Origin of the sequence: Enterocloster clostridioformis (genome assembly GCF_020297485.1) — a bacterium.
Lineage (GTDB): Bacteria > Bacillota > Clostridia > Lachnospirales > Lachnospiraceae > Enterocloster > Enterocloster clostridioformis.
This window is the reverse complement of the sequence record NZ_JAIWZC010000001.1, coordinates 191,096-208,590: the sequence shown is the minus strand read 5'-3', so window position 1 is coordinate 208,590 and position 17,495 is coordinate 191,096. Positions and strand designations below refer to the sequence as shown.

13 protein-coding genes, 1 pseudogene and 1 other annotated feature are annotated in these 17,495 nt (G+C 51.5%); of the genes and pseudogenes, 3 read left to right on the top strand and 11 right to left on the bottom strand.

Annotated elements, in window-relative coordinates; translation table 11 throughout:
- Nucleotides 1–9: 9 nt before the first annotated feature.
- Nucleotides 10–1,029: a phenylalanine--tRNA ligase subunit alpha gene (gene pheS / locus LA360_RS00915; RefSeq protein ID WP_002587676.1), complete on the bottom strand. Its 1,020-nt coding sequence runs from the start codon at nucleotides 1,027–1,029 to the stop codon at nucleotides 10–12.
- 151 nt (nucleotides 1,030–1,180) lie between these two features.
- Nucleotides 1,181–1,452: a binding site (T-box leader), on the bottom strand.
- Nucleotides 1,453–1,615: 163 nt separating this feature from the next.
- On the opposite strand from pheS, the gene LA360_RS00910 reads away from it, so the two are divergent.
- The gene (locus tag LA360_RS00910; RefSeq protein WP_022202738.1) at nucleotides 1,616–2,563 is read left to right on the top strand and encodes a DNA-3-methyladenine glycosylase family protein; all 948 of its coding nucleotides are present in this window, start codon (nucleotides 1,616–1,618) and stop codon (nucleotides 2,561–2,563) included.
- Nucleotides 2,564–2,569: 6 nt separating this feature from the next.
- Here the strand turns inward: LA360_RS00910 and LA360_RS00905 are convergent, their stop codons facing one another.
- The 8 genes from LA360_RS00905 to hrcA form a co-directional block, all read right to left on the bottom strand.
- Nucleotides 2,570–3,181 (bottom strand): biotin transporter BioY, encoded by a 612-nt coding sequence (locus LA360_RS00905; protein WP_022202739.1) that lies wholly within the window; start codon nucleotides 3,179–3,181, stop codon nucleotides 2,570–2,572.
- Between the two features lie 45 nt (nucleotides 3,182–3,226).
- Complete coding sequence (locus LA360_RS00900; RefSeq protein ID WP_112481872.1) at nucleotides 3,227–3,817, bottom strand: hypothetical protein; 591 nt, start codon at nucleotides 3,815–3,817, stop codon at nucleotides 3,227–3,229.
- Between the two features lie 23 nt (nucleotides 3,818–3,840).
- Entirely contained in the window at nucleotides 3,841–4,725 is an 885-nt protein-coding gene (locus LA360_RS00895) for an SDR family oxidoreductase (RefSeq protein ID WP_022202741.1), read from the bottom strand.
- A gap of 108 nt (nucleotides 4,726–4,833) precedes the next feature.
- A complete protein-coding gene (locus LA360_RS00890) occupies nucleotides 4,834–6,276 on the bottom strand; it encodes a transglutaminase-like domain-containing protein (protein WP_022202742.1) in 1,443 nt (480 codons plus the stop codon).
- A gap of 152 nt (nucleotides 6,277–6,428) precedes the next feature.
- Nucleotides 6,429–7,580 (bottom strand): molecular chaperone DnaJ, encoded by a 1,152-nt coding sequence (dnaJ, locus tag LA360_RS00885; protein ID WP_112481854.1) that lies wholly within the window; start codon nucleotides 7,578–7,580, stop codon nucleotides 6,429–6,431.
- 150 nt (nucleotides 7,581–7,730) lie between these two features.
- Entirely contained in the window at nucleotides 7,731–9,593 is a 1,863-nt protein-coding gene (gene dnaK / locus LA360_RS00880) for a molecular chaperone DnaK (protein ID WP_002587668.1), read from the bottom strand.
- Nucleotides 9,594–9,646: 53 nt separating this feature from the next.
- A complete protein-coding gene (grpE, locus tag LA360_RS00875; RefSeq protein WP_112481870.1) occupies nucleotides 9,647–10,312 on the bottom strand; it encodes a nucleotide exchange factor GrpE in 666 nt (221 codons plus the stop codon).
- 18 nt (nucleotides 10,313–10,330) lie between these two features.
- Nucleotides 10,331–11,383 (bottom strand): heat-inducible transcriptional repressor HrcA, encoded by a 1,053-nt coding sequence (gene hrcA, locus LA360_RS00870; protein ID WP_022202745.1) that lies wholly within the window; start codon nucleotides 11,381–11,383, stop codon nucleotides 10,331–10,333.
- 375 nt (nucleotides 11,384–11,758) lie between these two features.
- Here hrcA and LA360_RS00865 point away from each other — a divergent pair, with 375 nt between their 5' ends.
- Both LA360_RS00865 and LA360_RS00860 read left to right on the top strand, forming a co-directional pair.
- A complete protein-coding gene (locus tag LA360_RS00865; protein ID WP_112481852.1) occupies nucleotides 11,759–12,337 on the top strand; it encodes a 3D domain-containing protein in 579 nt (192 codons plus the stop codon).
- A 270-nt stretch (nucleotides 12,338–12,607) separates the two neighbouring features.
- Nucleotides 12,608–13,336, top strand: coding sequence for a 3D domain-containing protein (locus tag LA360_RS00860; RefSeq protein WP_022202747.1), 729 nt, complete (start codon nucleotides 12,608–12,610; stop codon nucleotides 13,334–13,336).
- A 105-nt stretch (nucleotides 13,337–13,441) separates the two neighbouring features.
- Here LA360_RS00860 and LA360_RS00855 read toward each other — a convergent pair whose 3' ends face one another.
- Together LA360_RS00855 and ltrA are read right to left on the bottom strand one after the other, a co-directional pair.
- Nucleotides 13,442–15,715 carry a SpoIID/LytB domain-containing protein gene (locus LA360_RS00855; RefSeq protein ID WP_022202748.1) on the bottom strand — a complete coding sequence of 758 codons (2,274 nt, stop codon included), beginning with the start codon at nucleotides 15,713–15,715 and terminating at the stop codon, nucleotides 13,442–13,444.
- Nucleotides 15,716–15,806: 91 nt separating this feature from the next.
- Nucleotides 15,807–17,199: pseudogene (gene ltrA / locus LA360_RS00850) on the bottom strand (group II intron reverse transcriptase/maturase).
- Between the last annotated feature and the right edge of the window lie 296 nt (nucleotides 17,200–17,495).

Below are 17,495 nucleotides of genomic sequence, written 5' to 3'. Positions count from 1 at the left end.
CGCATGATCTTAGAACTGTTTCAGGAAACGGATGTCGTTTTCATACAGCAGACGCATGTCGTCAATTTCATACTTAAGCAGGGCAATACGCTCCAGTCCCACGCCAAATGCGAATCCGGAATACGCATCCGGGTCAATACCGCACATCTCCAGTACATGGGGGTGCACCATGCCGCATCCCAGAATCTCTATCCAGCCCGACCCCTTACAGAACCGGCAGCCCGAACCGCCGCATTTGAAACAGGTCACATCCACCTCGGCGCTGGGTTCCGTAAAGGGGAAGTGATGGGGACGGAACTTTACCTTTGTCTCAGGCCCGAACAGCTCTCTGGCGAATTCGGCCAGGGTTCCCTTTAGGTCCGCAAAGGTGATGTTCTTGTCGATCACAAGGCCCTCAATCTGATGGAAGGAGGGGGAATGGGTGGCATCCACCTCGTCGGAACGGAACACGCGGCCCGGCGCAATCATGCGGATGGGAAGCTTGCCCTGCTCCATGGTACGCACCTGTACAGGCGACGTCTGGCTGCGCAGCAGGATGTTTTCATTGATGTAGAAGGTATCCTGCTCGTCCCTGGCCGGATGGCCCTTGGGAATGTTCAGCTTCTCAAAGTTGTACCTGTCGTACTCCACCTCAGGCCCTTCCACTACCTCATATCCCATGCCCACGAAAATGCGCTCCACCTCTTCCAGGGCAATGGTGTTAGGATGGCTGTGGCCCACATTGTTCTTCCTGGCCGGAAGGGTGACGTCGATGACCTCCCTTTTTAACTGCTCCTCTCTGGCCTTCTTGGCCAGGGCAGTCCTGGCCTCCTCCAGCCTTCCCTCGATAAGACCCCTGACATCATTGACCATCTGGCCCACCTTTGGCCGGTCCTCCGGGGCAACATCCTTCATGCTCTTTAACAGGTTCGTCAGTTCTCCCTTCTTACCCAGATAAGATACACGGATGTCATTCAGTTTCTCCAGCGCTTCAGAAGATTCAATCTGCCTCAGCGCTTCTTCTTTGATTTTCTCTAACTGCTCTTTCATGGCTTCTCCTTTTCTTTGTAACAAGATAGAATCCTGCTTCCGGGATGGTCCGCCTGCATCAGACTTTCTTTAACGCCCCAATCCCCGGAAAGCATTATTGTTTCACGGGACCCGCGTTCCAGGAAAGAAAAAAGCCCCGTCTCTTCATTGCTGAAGGGACGAGACTGTAAACTCGCGGTACCACCCTGCTTCCTGTATCATCCCCGGACCTGCACCCGGAATATACAGACACTTGATGCACGTAACGTGTGCCAGCGTCACAGACTACCGGAATCCTTCCACAGATTGGTGAAAGCATCCTTTTGCCTGTACGGCTCCGGTGGGAATTTCAACCGTCTATCTGAACCCGGGCAGGCTTTCAGCCGGCGGCCTCCCCTCTCTGATGGAAAATAAACGTCTACTATGCACCTTCATCGCTTTTGAATTATCAAACCTAACCTACATTCTAGTCACATTTTCTGAAAATGTCAAGCGGAAAGCCAGAAAATCACATTTGACTTTGAAAAAAAGAAGGGGTAAAGTTATATTCAGGGATCATTTTGTGCTGGTCCTTCCAAAATCCCATACAAAAGAAAGGCGTACCCATATGATTCATCGTTATGAAGCTCCCTGCATGGACCTGCAGCAGATTCACCAGTCCGGCCAATGTTTCCGCATGGTTCCCCTGCCGGAGGATACATACCCTTCAGAGGCCAAGAACGGTTACCGGCTTATCAGCGGCCTCCGCGTCCTGCGTGCATGGCAGGACGGCACGTCCATCTGCCTGGACTGTCCCCATGAGGACCTTTCCTTCTGGCTGTCCTATCTGGATATGGACCGGGATTACCAGGCTGTCATTGACTCCATTGACCGGGAAAATTCCTATCTTACGGCCGCCGCCATGAGCGGGGCAGGCATCCGTATCCTGCGCCAGGACCCCTGGGAGATGATCATTACCTTCGTGATCTCCCAGCAAAAGACCATTCCGAACATACGTCAGCTGGTGGAAGCCCTCAGCAGCCGGTACGGCACTGTCCTGGAGGACGGACAAGACCAGGGGAAAGAAGATGACCGGGGGAAAGAAAAGGACCCTGTAAGGTGCCTTCCGCCGGCCTGCTCCTTTCCTGCCCCCAGCCAGCTCTGCCTTGCTTCCCTGGATGATTTAATGGGGCTTAAGCTGGGATACCGGGCCAAGTACATCCACAGGCTCTGCCAGGACGCGGTTTCCGGCAGGCTGGAGCTGTCCCATCTGAGTGCCCTGGACTATGAGGGCGCCATGGAATATCTCACCGGATTTTACGGAATCGGAAAAAAGGTAGCCAACTGCGTATGCCTTTTCGGCCTCCACCACATAGACGCGTTTCCAGTGGACACATGGATTGAAAAAATTCTGATGGAACAGTATTTTGACAGAAAAAAATACCGCTGTATCCCCAAAAACCGTCTCTGCGAAACAATCGTAGAGGATGTGTTCGGGCGATACAGCGGCTGTGCCGGCATCATGCAGCAATACATTTTTTATTATGAGCGCAGCGTCAGGCAAGGAAGGGAATGAGCTGTGTCACTCCATAAGCCGCCCCATGGACGGACGCAGGCGTCCTGCCACCGTCACTGCCAGGATGCAGAGTATATAGTCCGGAATCATGGTGGGCAGGCAGTATACCGCAAAAATGGCGCCCCATCCCACTGTGTCGGGAGTCACCGCCACAAAGTGGGTGATGAAGTAAAAGTAAAGGATTCCCATTCCGTAATAAATCACATAGCCCACCGTGGCGCTAAACAGGCAGGCCCCAGGCTTTACAGCGTGCATCCACTCCACTAGCTTTCCCATCACGTAGGCTGCCAGGGCAAATCCCAGCAGAAATCCAAAGGTGGGGCGTATCAAATAAGAGGGGCCTCCTCCCCGCGCAAAAACAGGGATTCCCATCAGTCCGATCAGAAGATAGGTGGACACGCTGAGAAAGGCCCTTCTGGAGCCCAGCAAAAGGCCTGCCAGAAGCACAAAAAACCACTGGAGGGTGAAATTCATGGTGTCCGCCCCCACCGGTATGACAATTTTAATAAAGGCTCCCACTGCCGTCAATGCCGTAAACAGCCCGCATACCGTCAGGTCTTTTGCTATTCCGTGCCGCTGCACCATTGTACGGCTTCCTGTACTGCTTCCCTGTCTCATCTGTTCCACTCCTTCTGTCTCATCAAAATCTGCCTTCCGGACAAATCACATCATGCCCAGCTCAAATATCTTCCATCTCTCCCGCAGCCCGGCTTCCCGGCCCACCGCAAAAACTCTGGTGAACTCGCCGTCCCCCCACTGAGAAGCCTTCTCAAGGGCCTTGGGAGACCATTTCTGGGAAAAGGAAACCCGGACCACCTTATACTCCTTATATCCGTAGGAGGCCGCCAGCTGGTCATAATGGGCTTTATGTTCCTCATATTCCTCCTGGGGCAGGGTCTTAAATTTGTGGACAATGTACTCCTGTATATAATATCCGTCCTTAAAATCCCTGTCCTCCTGGTCAAAGTTCAGGGCTTCCAGCTGATTTTGGGGGAACAGTCTCCTGCACATATCAAACTGCCCCAGGCCCTTATACTTATAAAACCAGGCGGCTGTCATCTGAGGCATGTCCGCGGGCATGGACTCAAATTTCACATGCCTTGGAAGCGCCTCATCCTGCACCGTATATTCACTTACCAGTTTTTCTCCGCCCCTTGCCCTGTTGGCCGCAGCCACACCGAACATGATGACCAGGCATAGCAGGGTCAGGCCGCAGATTCTGACAGCCTGGGACGATATGTTGCGTCTGCTCATATAATGCGTCCTTTCATAGCCTTTTAACACCAGGCCTGGGACATTTCCCTGTGTTCCAGGCAGCATTTGCGTATTCCCTCGGAGGTATTGAAGAACCGTATCCCATGGGACCTGATCTTGTCCGTATTCATGGTCAGATTCCTGGGACAGGAGGCAAAGCGCTCATCATTGCATTTCAATATGCTGCCGGAATCGCTTCCTGCCAATTCCCTGAGGAACAGCCTGGCCGTGTCAAAGGTGTTGTACCGGTTCTCACTTCCAAAGTTATAAACGCCTCCGGGAAGCCCCATGGCTTCTTCCAGATGGCGCACCACTTCCCACACATAGGTGATTCCCCTGTAATCGTGAACAGGGAACTCCACCTCCCGCCTTTCCTTTAACGCGTCTGTCAGCTTCTGCAAAAGGCCCTGGCCGGCTACCCTGCCCCTGGACGGGGCGTCATACAACCATGTAAGCCTGAGGGCCACCGCATCCGGCAGGTATGTGAGCATGGCTTCCTCCGCCCGTTTCTTATCTCTTCCATACACATTTCCCGGCTTTCCCTCGCTGCCCTCACGGTTGGGCTCCAGGGAATGGGATGTGTTGTAAATCTGGTCTGAACTGGTAAATATCATGCGGCTGCCGGCTTTCCTGCACGCCTTGGCCAGATTGACGGTTCCCCTGACATTGACTTTCTCTGAAAGGACAGGATTCCTTTCACATACACCCGTATTTGAAATTGCCGCGCAGTGCAGGACATAGTCAGGCCGGATGGCCTTTACAAAGGCGGAAACCGCCACAAAATCCTCAATATCCAGTTCCCTGTGTGTCACCCCCACTGCCTCATATCCGTCCCTGCCACTAAAATATTCACAAATCCGGGAACCGAGAAATCCCCCGGCCCCGGTTATTAATAAGCGTCTGTTCATTCTGTTTTTATGCCTTTCTACAGATATGATAACATTATAGCCTACTAATTCTTACATTTCTTTACGGATTTCTTAATATTTTAACAAGCTCTTCTTTAATATGTTATGTCAATATGTTATGTCCTCCAGGGAAATCATCTCATATCCCGTGCTGTATTCCTCTTCCAGAAGGCTTCTGTCCCCATATTCCGCCTCCCCCATCTGGTTATCATAGGGGTCGTTTCTCAAATGGGTCATGGGCGGTTCAAACTCATATCCGAACTCCCTGGCTGCCGGAAGACGGAAGGGATCCAGGTTTCCGAAGTAGAAATCCCATCTCTCTGTGTCCCCCTCCCGGTAGGCCGCACCTCCGAAGGAACAGTCCGCGCAACGCCATCCATGGGCGTTTGTATAGAACTGTGCCCAGTCATGGCAGCTGATTTCAAAGGGCGATGTATAGAGTCCCGCCTGCCATCTGGCCGGAATGCCGGTCTCACGGCACAGGGTGATAAACAAAAGCGCCTGTACGCCGCAGTCTCCCTTCATGGACGAGGCCGCATACTGCGGAATGTCGGTCAGGGTAAAATAGCTGCGCACAAAGGAATACATCACATGGGTGGTGATATAGTCATATATTCTTCTGGCCTTCTTTAAGGGATCCTGTTCCTCCCCCACGATTTCAGCCGCCAGTTCCCGGATCAGGGGAGTGAAGCGGATATGGGGCTGCTGCTGCGCCAGCCAGACATCCGCGGGCTCCGCCAAACCATTTGCTCCTTGTTTCTCTCCGCCGTGCTTCTCTTCGCTGTATTCCAGACCGACATGGGAGAAATCCAGGTATGCTTCCCGGTTCTCAAAGGAAAACTCCACCGAATATTTCTGCCCCTTCCTGTGTTTTGTATGAAAACAGATGGTGCGCTGGAAGGCATCTGCCCTCGCAATGGTATACTCCTGTTTTTCGGCTTCCCTTTCCCCGATTCTTACGCTGTGGATTTTCACATTCTTTATCTGGGCATATTCAATTGGCAGGGGCAGGTAGACCTTGATATCTTCACCTTCCCGCTCCGCTTCCTCCTGGATCCCAAGTGTCCCGCGGATGCAAAACCTGCATCCGGCGCCTCCCTTTTCTTTCATGGAAGCAATGGTTCTGTTAAGCAGCCCGAAGTTTTCCGCCTTAGACCGGACCAGTTCCCGGTCCAGTGCCCGGTTCTCATATTCTTTCCTGGTCTTTAAGACATTTTTCAGGAAGCTGCTCCGGAAGCGTACCTCTCCATCCACGTAAATCCAATCCGCGGCATCCTCCTCCCACAGGGTTTCGAGTTCACTGTCCTTAAAATCCCTTACATTGTCCCGCAGCATATCAAGGGCCTCTGACCATGCATAGGGGTATTGTCCCGGCATGCGCTTAAGAATCTCCTTTTCAATCATAAGACGCTTTCTCAAAGCCTGGGAAATATCCCCTTTCAGCCTGCTGTCAATCCTACGGACAGCCCTGTCAAAATCCCCTCTCCACTTTAACTTTTCTATGTCCTCCGGCAGCGGAACCGCCAGAGTCTCAAAATAACTGTTGTCCATTTGAATTTTCCTCTCCTTATCATGACCATTTTCCCTGTCACCGCCCAATCTCTATCATAACCCTTTTTTGCCTTTTGCACAACCGGGAATAGACGTAAAAAGGCCCGGACAGGCTCTGTGTGCTGCCTGTCCGGGCTCATGCTGTTTCCTATCTATTTGAAAATCCCCTTTTTCTTAGGCTTCTCTTCCTCCTGGGACGTGACGCCGTTCATGGCATCGTCAAACCGCCTTAAGGCTTCCTTCTGCGCCTGGTTCATGCGTTCCGGAACCTGTACCACCAGGGTAACATAGTGATCTCCCCTGACACTGCGGCTGCGCAGCGAGGGAACACCCTTGCCCTTTAAGCGCACCTTGGTATCTGTCTGGGTACCCGGTCTTACATCGTACTCCACTTCGCCGTCCACGGTCTTTATGCGGATGGGGCCTCCCAGGGCTGCCCGCGCAAAGGAAATGGGCACCGTGGAATAAATACTGGTATCCTGGCGCTTGAATATGGGATGCTGGGAAACAACTGCCTCCACCAGCAAATCACCGCGCTCACCGCCGCCTGTGCCGGGTTCACCGCCCCCTGCCAGACGCACACACTGACCATTGTCAATGCCTGCAGGTATGGATACCTTGAATTTTTTGCGGACGGTCTTATAGCCCGTGCCGTAGCAGTCAGGACACTTTTCCTTGATTACCTGTCCTGTACCGTTACAGTCAGGACAGGTCTGCACATTCTGTACGGTTCCGAAGAAGGACTGCTGCGTGTACATGATTTTGCCCTTTCCGTTACACTTTGAACAGGTCTGGGGGGAGGTGCCTGCCTTAGCGCCCGTGCCGTGACAGCTGGCACAGTTTTCTTTAAAGTTAATCTCTATCTCTTTATCACAGCCAAATACAGCTTCCTCAAATGTAATCCTAACAGAAGTCTTTATGTTGGCGCCCCGCGAGGGACCGCTCCTGGCCCTCCCGGACCTGCCGCCGCCAAAAATATCACCAAAAATATCGCCGAAGATATCACCCATATCCCCGCCGAAGTCAAAGCCGCCGAAGCCGCCGCCAAAGCCGCCCGCACCGGCTCCGCCCTGTTCAAACGCAGCATGGCCGAACTGGTCGTACTGCTGACGTTTCTGAGGGTCGCTTAACACGCTGTATGCCTCGGAAGCTTCTTTGAACTTGGCCTCTGCCTCTTTATCGCCTGGATTGGCATCGGGGTGGTATTTCTTGGCAAGTTTCCTGTATGCTTTTTTCAATGCATCCTCATCCGCATCTTTGGGAACGCCCAGAACTTCATAGTAATCTCTCTTACTCTCTGCCATGTTGTTTACCTCTTAATCTATCTGAACGCCGCAAAACTGGCCCTGACAGGCAGTTTCAAAAGCACTCTTTATCAGCCACAAAGGGGGTAGTGGCCGGTTTCCCGGCTCCTAAGCCCCCTGTTTGTTTTATCTGGATTTACTTCCTTGGATTTATACTTCCTTGAAATCAGCGTCCACAACGTCATCGCCGCCTGCTGCATTTCCAGCGCCGCCCATGTCCGGGCCTGCCTGGCCTGCCGCGCCGGAGGCCTGCGCCTGCTCATAAACCTTCGCAAACAGCTTCTGGGCGCTGTTCATCAGCTTCTCTCTGCCGGCCTTGATGTCCTCTACCTGTGCGTCTGTCATCTCCTCAACCGGAGCGCGGTTAATGGCTTCCTTCAATGAATTAAGGTCAGCTTCCACCTCTGCCTTGTCGCCAGGAGCAATCTTGTCTCCAACCTCTTCCAGGGCCTTCTCGGTCTGGAATACCATAGAGTCCGCATCGTTCCTTGCATCGATGGCTTCCTTGCGCTTCTTGTCCTGTGCCTCGTATTCAGCTGCTTCCTTCACTGCCTTATCGATATCATCGTCTGACATGTTGGAGCCGGAAGTAATGGTGATGTGCTGCTCCTTGCCTGTTCCCAAATCCTTTGCGGATACATTTACGATACCGTTGGCATCAATGTCAAAGGTAACCTCAATCTGTGGAATACCCCTTCTTGCTGGCGGAATTCCATCCAGACGGAACTGTCCCAATGTCTTGTTATCCCTTGCAAACTGACGCTCGCCCTGTACCACATGGATATCCACTGCCGTCTGGTTGTCTGCTGCGGTTGAGAAAATCTGGCTCTTCTTGGTTGGAATGGTGGTATTTCTCTCAATCAGTCTGGTAGCCACGCCGCCCATGGTCTCGATGGACAGGGAAAGAGGTGTTACATCCAGAAGAAGGATGTCTCCTGCGCCTGCATCGCCAGCCAGCTTGCCGCCCTGGATAGCAGCGCCGATGGCAACACACTCATCCGGGTTCAGAGACTTGCTTGGCTCCTTGCCTGTCAGCTGTTTTACCTTTTCCTGTGCAGCGATCATACGTGTGGAACCGCCTACCAGCAGCACCTTGCCCAGTTCAGAAGCAGTGATGCCCGCATCCTTAAGCGCGTTCTGTACCGGGATGGCGGTGCGCTCTACCAGGTCATGGGTCAGTTCGTCAAACTTAGCCCTGGTCAGGTTCATATCCAGATGCTTTGGTCCCTCGGCCGTTGCGGTGATGAATGGCAGGTTGATATTGGTGGTGGTAGCTGTGGACAGCTCCTTCTTTGCCTTCTCAGCTGCTTCCTTCAATCTCTGGAGAGCCATCTTGTCATTGGACAGGTCCACACCCTCGGCCTTCTTGAACTCGGAAATCATCCAGTTTGTAATTGCATTGTCAAAATCATCGCCGCCCAGACGGGTGTCGCCGTTGGTGGACAGAACCTCGATTACGCCGTCGCCGATTTCAATAATGGAAACATCAAAGGTACCGCCGCCTAAGTCGTATACCATGATTTTCTGCTCTTTTTCATTGTCAAGTCCGTAAGCCAGGGCTGCCGCCGTAGGCTCGTTGATGATACGTTTTACATCCAGGCCCGCAATCTTGCCTGCATCCTTGGTAGCCTGGCGCTGCGCGTCGTTAAAGTAGGCCGGAACCGTGATGACTGCCTCTGTTACAGTCTCTCCCAGATAGCTCTCTGCGTCTGCTTTCAGCTTCTGCAGAATCATAGCGGAAATCTCCTGTGGAGTGTACTTCTTTCCGTCGATGTCTACTCTGTAGTCCGTTCCCATGTGGCGCTTGATGGAAGAGATGGTTTTATCTGCGTTGGTAACTGCCTGACGCTTTGCGGGCTCGCCAATCAGCCTCTCTCCTGTCTTTGTGAATGCTACAACGGATGGTGTTGTCCTTACGCCCTCCGCGTTGGCAATAACAGTTGGTTTTCCGCCTTCCATAACAGCCACACAGCTGTTTGTCGTACCTAAGTCAATACCGATAATCTTGCTCATAGTCTTTTCCTCCTGATTATTTTTAGTGGAATATATTTCTGTTATTGGGTATGTCAATTTGCCACTTTTACCATACTGTGTCTGACCACGCTGTCCCTGTACATGTAACCCTTCTGCAGTTCCTCCGCCACTATGTTCTCTCCCAGGCTATCATCATCCACATGCATCACCGCGTTGTGGTAGTTGGGGTCAAACTCCCGGCCTACTGCCTCAATGGCTTTCACGCCGGCTTCCTCCAGTGTTTTCCGGAACTGCTTATATATCTTCTCCATGCCCTCCGCAAGAGGTGTTTCCTTTGCATCCTCAGGCACAGTTGCCAGGCCTCTCTCAAAATTGTCGATGACGGGAAGGATTCTCTCTATAATGTCCTTGGCTCCCATCTCATACATGGCGGACTTTTCCTTGTCTGTCCGCTTGCGGAAATTCTCAAATTCCGCCATCTGCCGCTTCACCCGGTCAGTGAGCTCCTCTATCTTTTCATCCCTGGGGTCCTTTTTCTTCTTAAAGAATCCTTTTTTTTCTTCCGTTTCACTGGCAGGCGCCTGCTCTGTGCTCTCCTCTGTTTCCTCTGTTTCCTCCGGGGTGCTTTCCTGTGTCTCCGGGATATCATTAGAAGCTTCCGTCTCCTTTGCCTCCCCGGTCCCAGAAGCCTGGTCTTTTCCCCCTGCCCGCTCTGCCTTCAGGGCCTCGTCTTCCTTTTTTAACTCTTCGTCTTTCATATCTTCACTCACAGCTTATCACCTTTCATCTTTTTTAAATGCTGTATCCAGCTGATTCATCAGATTGCGCAGGGTCCCAAGAACCTTTTCATAATCCATTCGCTTGGGTCCTATGATACCGATGGTTCCCCGCAGGCCTCCTCCCAAATCGTAATTGGCAGTGACCACACTGCAGTCCTTCATGGACTGCACCGGGCTCTCGTCACCGATATAAACCTGAATGCCCGCTTCTTCCTCTGTACCGGAATTGACTTCCGCCACAAATTCCTGCAGCACTTCTTTATGTTCCAGTGTATCAATGAGCTGGCTGGCTTTGTCGCCGTCCGAAAGCTCAGGGTACTTGAATATGTTGGTGGCTCCGCTGGTATAAATCTGCAGATCCTCTTCCCCTGCCTTGATGGCTTCCGCCACCTCGTTCAGGACCAGGTCCACCACCTGGCTGTGATTTCCCGCATCGCCCTTCAGCTTGCTGATGACATCCAGATTGATTTCCTCTATGGTCAGCCCGTTCAGGCTGCTGTTAAGCAGGATGTTCAGATTAAGGAGCTCCTCGTCGCTGAGATTATCCTCAATATCAATCATGGTGTTCTTGATGATATTGCCTTCCACCACCACAACCACCAAAAGCTTATGCTTTTCCATCTTGGAAAGCTGGATGAACTTAAGCTTTGTCTTGTGATAACTGGGGCCGCTGATCATGGTCGCGTAGTTGGTATTGGCAGCCAGCACCTGGGCCATCTTCTTTAGAACCAGTTCCAGCTTATCAACCTTCTGGACCATCATCTCCTTAAACTCGGTTACCTCGCTCTCCTTATCCAGCATAATCTGGTCCACATAGAACCGGTATCCTTTGTCGGAAGGAATCCGCCCTGCCGAGGTATGGGGCTGTATGATATACCCCATCTCTTCCAGGTCTGACATCTCATTGCGGATGGTGGCAGAGCTGAGCTTAAGGTCTGAATATTTGGAAATGGTCCTGGAGCCCACTGGCTCTCCGGTTTCCAGATATGTCTTGATGATGGCCTTTAATATAGTGACCTTCCTGTCGTCCAGGAGCGCATCCAATGGCATCTGCTCACCTTCCTTTCTTCAATTATTAGCACTCGACGTTCGGGAGTGCTAACATCTACATTCCATAATATATTCCTTCTGGAGTCATTTGTCAAGAGATAAATCCAAATTCTTTTCATATTATTTGCGTTTTCCCTTCACCCGCCGGCACATCATGTGCCATTTCCCTTTCATATCAACTAGATAATGGAGTTCTCCCTCCACTTTTTACATAAATATTCCAAATTCGCAGCTTTTTCTCTCCACTTTTTATACTCTTGTAACACTTGCTTAATTATTTTAACTTGACAAGTAACATTTTTGTAATATAATGAAGATACAACTTTATAGGACATATAAAACCATAACAATGTCATAAGATTGCGAGGTCGTTGTATGCATTACTTTAAGAAAACCCTTCTGGCCGCAGCCATGGCTGCATTCAGTCTCACGCCGGCCTTTCCGGCATTTGCCGACGAGCCCGTGGGAACGGATGTGACCGTAGTGGAGGCCGGTACATCAGATACGTCTGAGGACTCAGTCCAGGATGTCCAGGAGTCTCAGGAAACCTCCGGTTCCCGGGAATCCAAAGACCACAGAGCCTCTGTTGTTGATGAAGAGGAATATATATCCCAGGGACCAGGCGTCCAAAAAGAAGAGAAGGAGGAAGCTCCGGCCCCCAGGGAGACATCCCTTGGACGGTTTACCATCACAGGATACTGCGGCTGCGAACAGTGCTCCGGCGGTCATAACCTTACCTACTCCGGCATGGTTCCCACCCCAAACCACACCATTTCCGCTGATTTAAATTATTTTCCTCTTGGAACTAAGCTGAAAATCGACGGAACCGTCTACACGGTGGAGGACAAAGGTTCTTTTGTAAATGGTAATATTCTCGATATTTATTACGGCTCCCACCAGGAAGCCCTGGCCAAAGGTACATACACTACAGAGGTATTCTTAGTGCAGGATTGATTTATGATGTGAGGAATAACTACCAGGCGTATAAGCCTGGTAGTTTTTTGCCCTTCTCCGGGAAATGGTTTCTGGAGCAGAAATTTTTACCAAAATCCTGTCATTTTCAGACGAAAATGGTGCTATTTCCATATTTTTCCTTGACAAGGTAAAAAAAATATGATAAAAACTTGTTTATTGCTCATATATTACAAAAGTATTACATATTATTTATTAATGTGTTAAAAATCTTTTTCTAATTATTACTTGAGCAATAGGAGGTATTACACCATGAAATTAAGACACTTACTGACCGGAGCCATCCTTACCGTCAGCCTGCTTGCGGCTACTGCCATCACAGTCCTTGCAGCAGCGCCAAAGGGAAGGTTCAAAACAGTGAACAGCACCACCATCAGCGGTTGGGCTTACAACAGCAGCACACCTGATGATGCGCTTAACGTACGGATATCCATCAAAGATAAGAATACAGGTGAGGAAGTTTTCTCTCAGAGAATGACAGCCGGGGAATACAGCGACGAGCTGTACGGCAGCGGCAAGGGCAATGGCTGCCACGCCTTTACCCTCAATATGGACTGGAGCACCCTGCCCGATGGCGTCTATCTGGTAGAAGGCTATGTGGGAGACAGTGATTTCTCCAACCCCAGGACCTACACCAACGGCAATCCCGATGCCAGACAGGAAGCCCCTGCTGCCGAGGCCCAGAACCTGATTCCACTGGGCGTATTCAAGACAACGGGGTATTGTCCATGCGGGGCCTGTTCAGAGGGCTGGGGACGCCACACCTGCACCGGCGCCGTGGCCACTGCCGGCCACACCATTGCCGTGGACCCCCGGGTAATTCCCTATGGCTCCAAGGTAATGATAAACGGCGTGGTCTACACAGCGGAGGACCGCGGCGGAGCCGTCAGAGGCAATCACATTGACATCTTCTTCAACACCCATGCCGAGACACGTCAGCACGGCACCCAGAACGCAGAGGTCTATCTGGTCCAGTCATAAGGCATTCTTTTAACCAAAAACATAATTTACAGAAATGAAAAGAACAACCCGGTAAGAGTCTTTAAGGCTTTTTCCGGGTTGTTCTTTTCATTTCCAAAACACGGTCTAGCTCTCACTGCACTCCCGCAGCTCCGTGCCGTGATAGAAAAAGTCTAAGATCTGCTTGTAACCTTTTCCTGTCTTTGCCATGCCCTGAGCCCCATTCTGGCTCATGCCCACTCCGTGGCCGAAGCCGCCTCCATATATATGGAAGGAAACGCCTCCATCCTCCCCCGTCCTCTTCTCAATGGCGATAAAGGCGCTGGGAAGAGTGGCGTTTCCGGTCATGGTCCCCCCGTCCTTCTTGGTGATAATCAGGGACGGATTTCCCAGTGTAGCGCGTATGGAGGACTGTCCTTTGATTGTAACGGTACCGTCAGTGCCCGTGACTGTAAGCTCGCCTGCTATGCCCCCCGGTCCCCTGTCTGTTATGGTCATATCCTGTATCTGGCCCGCTCCGCTTATCTGGGCGGAAGCCACGTCGGCCGGAAGGTCTGTCTGCCAGCGGAACATGGGATAAGAGGTGTCATAGGCAATCACATCCTCCCTCTTAATATAGGATTCAAAGCCATCGTTATCTTCCTTTCCCAGGCTCTTTCCTCCCTCTTTTACCTCCGCGGCCCTCAGATAGGGATATTTTCCGCTGTCAGTACCCCAAACGCCGGCATCCGCCGTACGGCCGCAGGAGGTGGAGAAATAAAACGCCTCAATGGGTTTATCCTCGTAAAACAGCATCTTTCCGTAAGTCTCCTTTACGGCCTGGGTGGATTTATCATCGGCAGAGGTATTATTATAGACCTGGAAATTCGTGCTGTCATCCACATGGGCGCCATACTGGCTGTAAGTATTGCCCTGGATCTGCCGGTAGGCATAGGTCCTGGCACACACGGCCTGGGCCTTCAGGGCCTCCTTTTCATAGGATGGGGGCATCTCGCTGGGCACTACCTTTGTCAGGTAATCCTCCAAATACAAATCATTGACCAGAACCAGCCCTTCCGGCATTCCCTTGATTTCCAGACTCCCGCTGTAAACCGGCGTGCCCTGGCTCCGCTCAATGGAACGGATGGTGATTGCCTCCGGTTCATCCGGCGTGATGATCATGCGTCCAAACTCCAGATAGGGGCTGTCAGGACCAACCGTAAGCTGCGTACCTGCCTCCAGGCGCTCTCCCACCATCTTTCCCTTGGCATTCTCATATTCCAAATCAGCGCCGCTTCCCAACACCAGGTCCGCGGACGCATGGAACACACTCTTAAAGCCCGTGTCCATCAAAAGGACGCGGATGGTCTTGGCGTCAAATTCCCTCTCCAAAAGTGCTGCGCACAATTTTCCGTCTGCCGCCACAAATTCCTGAAGGTTATAGCCCACCAGTATGTCCGACGCCTTCAGCACCTTAAAATCCCCATATACCTTATATACATGGAAATTAGGAGCCAGGGGAATCTCCCCGTAGCCTTCTATCTCAATGGCATCCTCTGTTACGGACAGCACCTTGCCGCTTAACCGGTCCCGTTTCATAGTAATTTTGACCAGCTTGCCGTCCTCCATGTGAAGGTCAGCCAGATTCCCGGCCATTCCGTCTTCCCCGCCAAGTTTGGCGCTCACCGGAAACTCCCGGTAGGCCGTACCCAGATACGCCTTAAAATGTCTGCCGTCACTTTCAGCCAGCCAGACATTCTCATAGACCACATTTCTGGACACGAGACTGGAAGTTATCATCTCCCCGCCCCTGGCCAGAAACCGTATCTCACAGTCCAGGAACGCGTCCAGAGCAAGTCCCTGAAACCCGAAGTTGCCGGCTGTGGTATAGGCAGTCCAGCTCTCGGCCTGTTCAAGATTGGACGGGGTGCCGTAGAGCACGGCCTCCGTCTCCTCCACTTTCCCCTCCGGATCTGTCTCCCTCAATATGGAATCGTACAGTTTCCACCAGTCCTCCTCCGGAAACGCCTGGTCTCTGTTTTTTCTGGTGGAACCGGTCTGAAGCTTCAGCTTGCCGGACACCTGGGCGGCCATGTACGAAGCCTCTGCGTATGTAAGATATCCCTGGGCAGCGGCCAGGGAAGCAGGCGTAAGCTCCGGGTCCAGATAGCCCTCATCATAGAGATAATCCATATATTTGACAAACCAGTTGTCCTTTTCCTTTGCAGAAAAATGGGAGGTTTCCCGTTCCTCTGCCCTCTTTTCACACTCTTCCTTGTCTGTAAGGGCCAGAGCCATGGCCTTCATTGCCTGGGCCCTTATGATTCCGTCCCTGGGCGGCTCCATCTTTACGATTATCACCATAAGTGTGACCACCACCAGTATCACGCCGCTTACCCATGCTATCATCCTGTTCTTCATATTCGGTCCAACTCCTGTAATCGAGTAGGAGGCGGTGATTAACCGCCGTCCTCTCACAGCACCGTACGTACGGTTCTCGTATACGGCGCTTTCAATAGTTGGTGTGCAGAGACTGATAGGCTGCGGCTAAGTCATAAAAGCCCCAGTTTATCAGTCTTTCTTTACTTAATGCCCAGTTGACCGCCTTGTTTCCGGCATTGAACCAGTATCCCTTGCGGTCGTAGGCTATTGTTGCCGCATAATGGCTGTCTACTCCCAGTCCTATGAGTTTCCTCATTCTGGTTTTGGGCAGTTTCCACTGTTTCCAGATACACATCCGTATCCGGCGGTACAACCATCCATTCAGGCTTTCGATGTTTTTTCTTCATGTCCGCTATCCCATAGTAGTTCAGCCATCCTCTCATGTAGACTTTTATCTTTTCCATGGTTCGGATGATACTCCCGCACCTGCTCCGGGAAGTAAGCCTGCGCAGTTTCTCCTTGGCTTTCTTCCATGACGTTCCATGGACACGGATATAGGTCCCTGTTCCGTTCTTCCCAAAACAAAAACCAAGGAACTTAAAATTTTGGATTGCGAACACACTGACCGTTCGGCTCTTTTCCCGATTCACTCTCAGTTTCAGCCTTGCCTCCAGATATTTCGTGCTGGATTCCAGCAGTCGTTCTGCCGCCCGTTCGCTCTTTGCCAGCAGTACGATGTCGTCTGCATAGCGGATACACGGTACGCCCCGTCTGTGGAACTCCCAGTCGAACTCATTCAGATACGCGTTTGCTAAGAGTGGGGATAGATTTCCTCCCTGCGGGGAGCCTTCCTTCGTTTCTGTCACAACACCGTTTTCCATCACTCCACTTTTCAGGTACCGCTTCACCATCTGCACCACTCTTTCGTCTTTTACTTGTTTCCTCAACAGGTTCAGCAGTATCGTATGGTTCAGCGTATCAAAGTATTTCGATAAGTCGAGAACTACTGCCCTCGTGTATCCCTGTTCGATATACTCCTTTATCCTGAGAATGGCGTCTTTTGCTCCTCGTCCCGGACGATAGCCGAAGCTGTCTTTCGAGAACAATGGTTCGTAGATTGGCATGAGCTGTTGAAGCATTGCCTGCTGGATGATACGGTCTATTACGGTGGGGATACCAAGCTTTCGTATCCCTCCCTCCGGCTTCGGAATCTCCACACGCCTGACTGGAGATGGGGTATACTTCCCCTTCCTGATTCTCTCTACCAGTTCATAGTTATTCTCCCTCAGCCATGGTAACGCCGCTTCAATGGTCATTCCATCCACTCCCGGCGCTCCCTTGTTTGCCTTCACTCTTTTGTAAGCCCTGTTCAGATTTTCCTTGTTCAGTATCTTACTTAAGATGTCTGGCTCTGCACTGTCTCTTTCCTTCCATATCCGGTTGAATGAGCGGTGCGCTCTCACATACCCTTTGCGTTCCGCGCTATCTCTTTGCGAGCAGCTTTCTCTGTTTTCTGTACCCATCTGCCCATTCCTCCTTTCCCTGTCGTACTAAAGACTCCTATTGATTCGGTCCTTCACTGAAAACAGCTACTATGACCTCTGCTGACTTCTGTACGCTCAGCATTACCTCTCGGCAATGGTTACTCCTTTCAGAGCATTCCGTACAGACCTCCCTGGGTACCACACGTTTCTTTCCCTCCATCTATCTGCCGCATTTACTGTACACGATTCCGTGTAGCTATCGGGCTTCATCTTGTGTTGCAGACTTACCCTCATGTACAGCCTTCTATACGGTTTCTGTCCGTCAGACCAGAGGT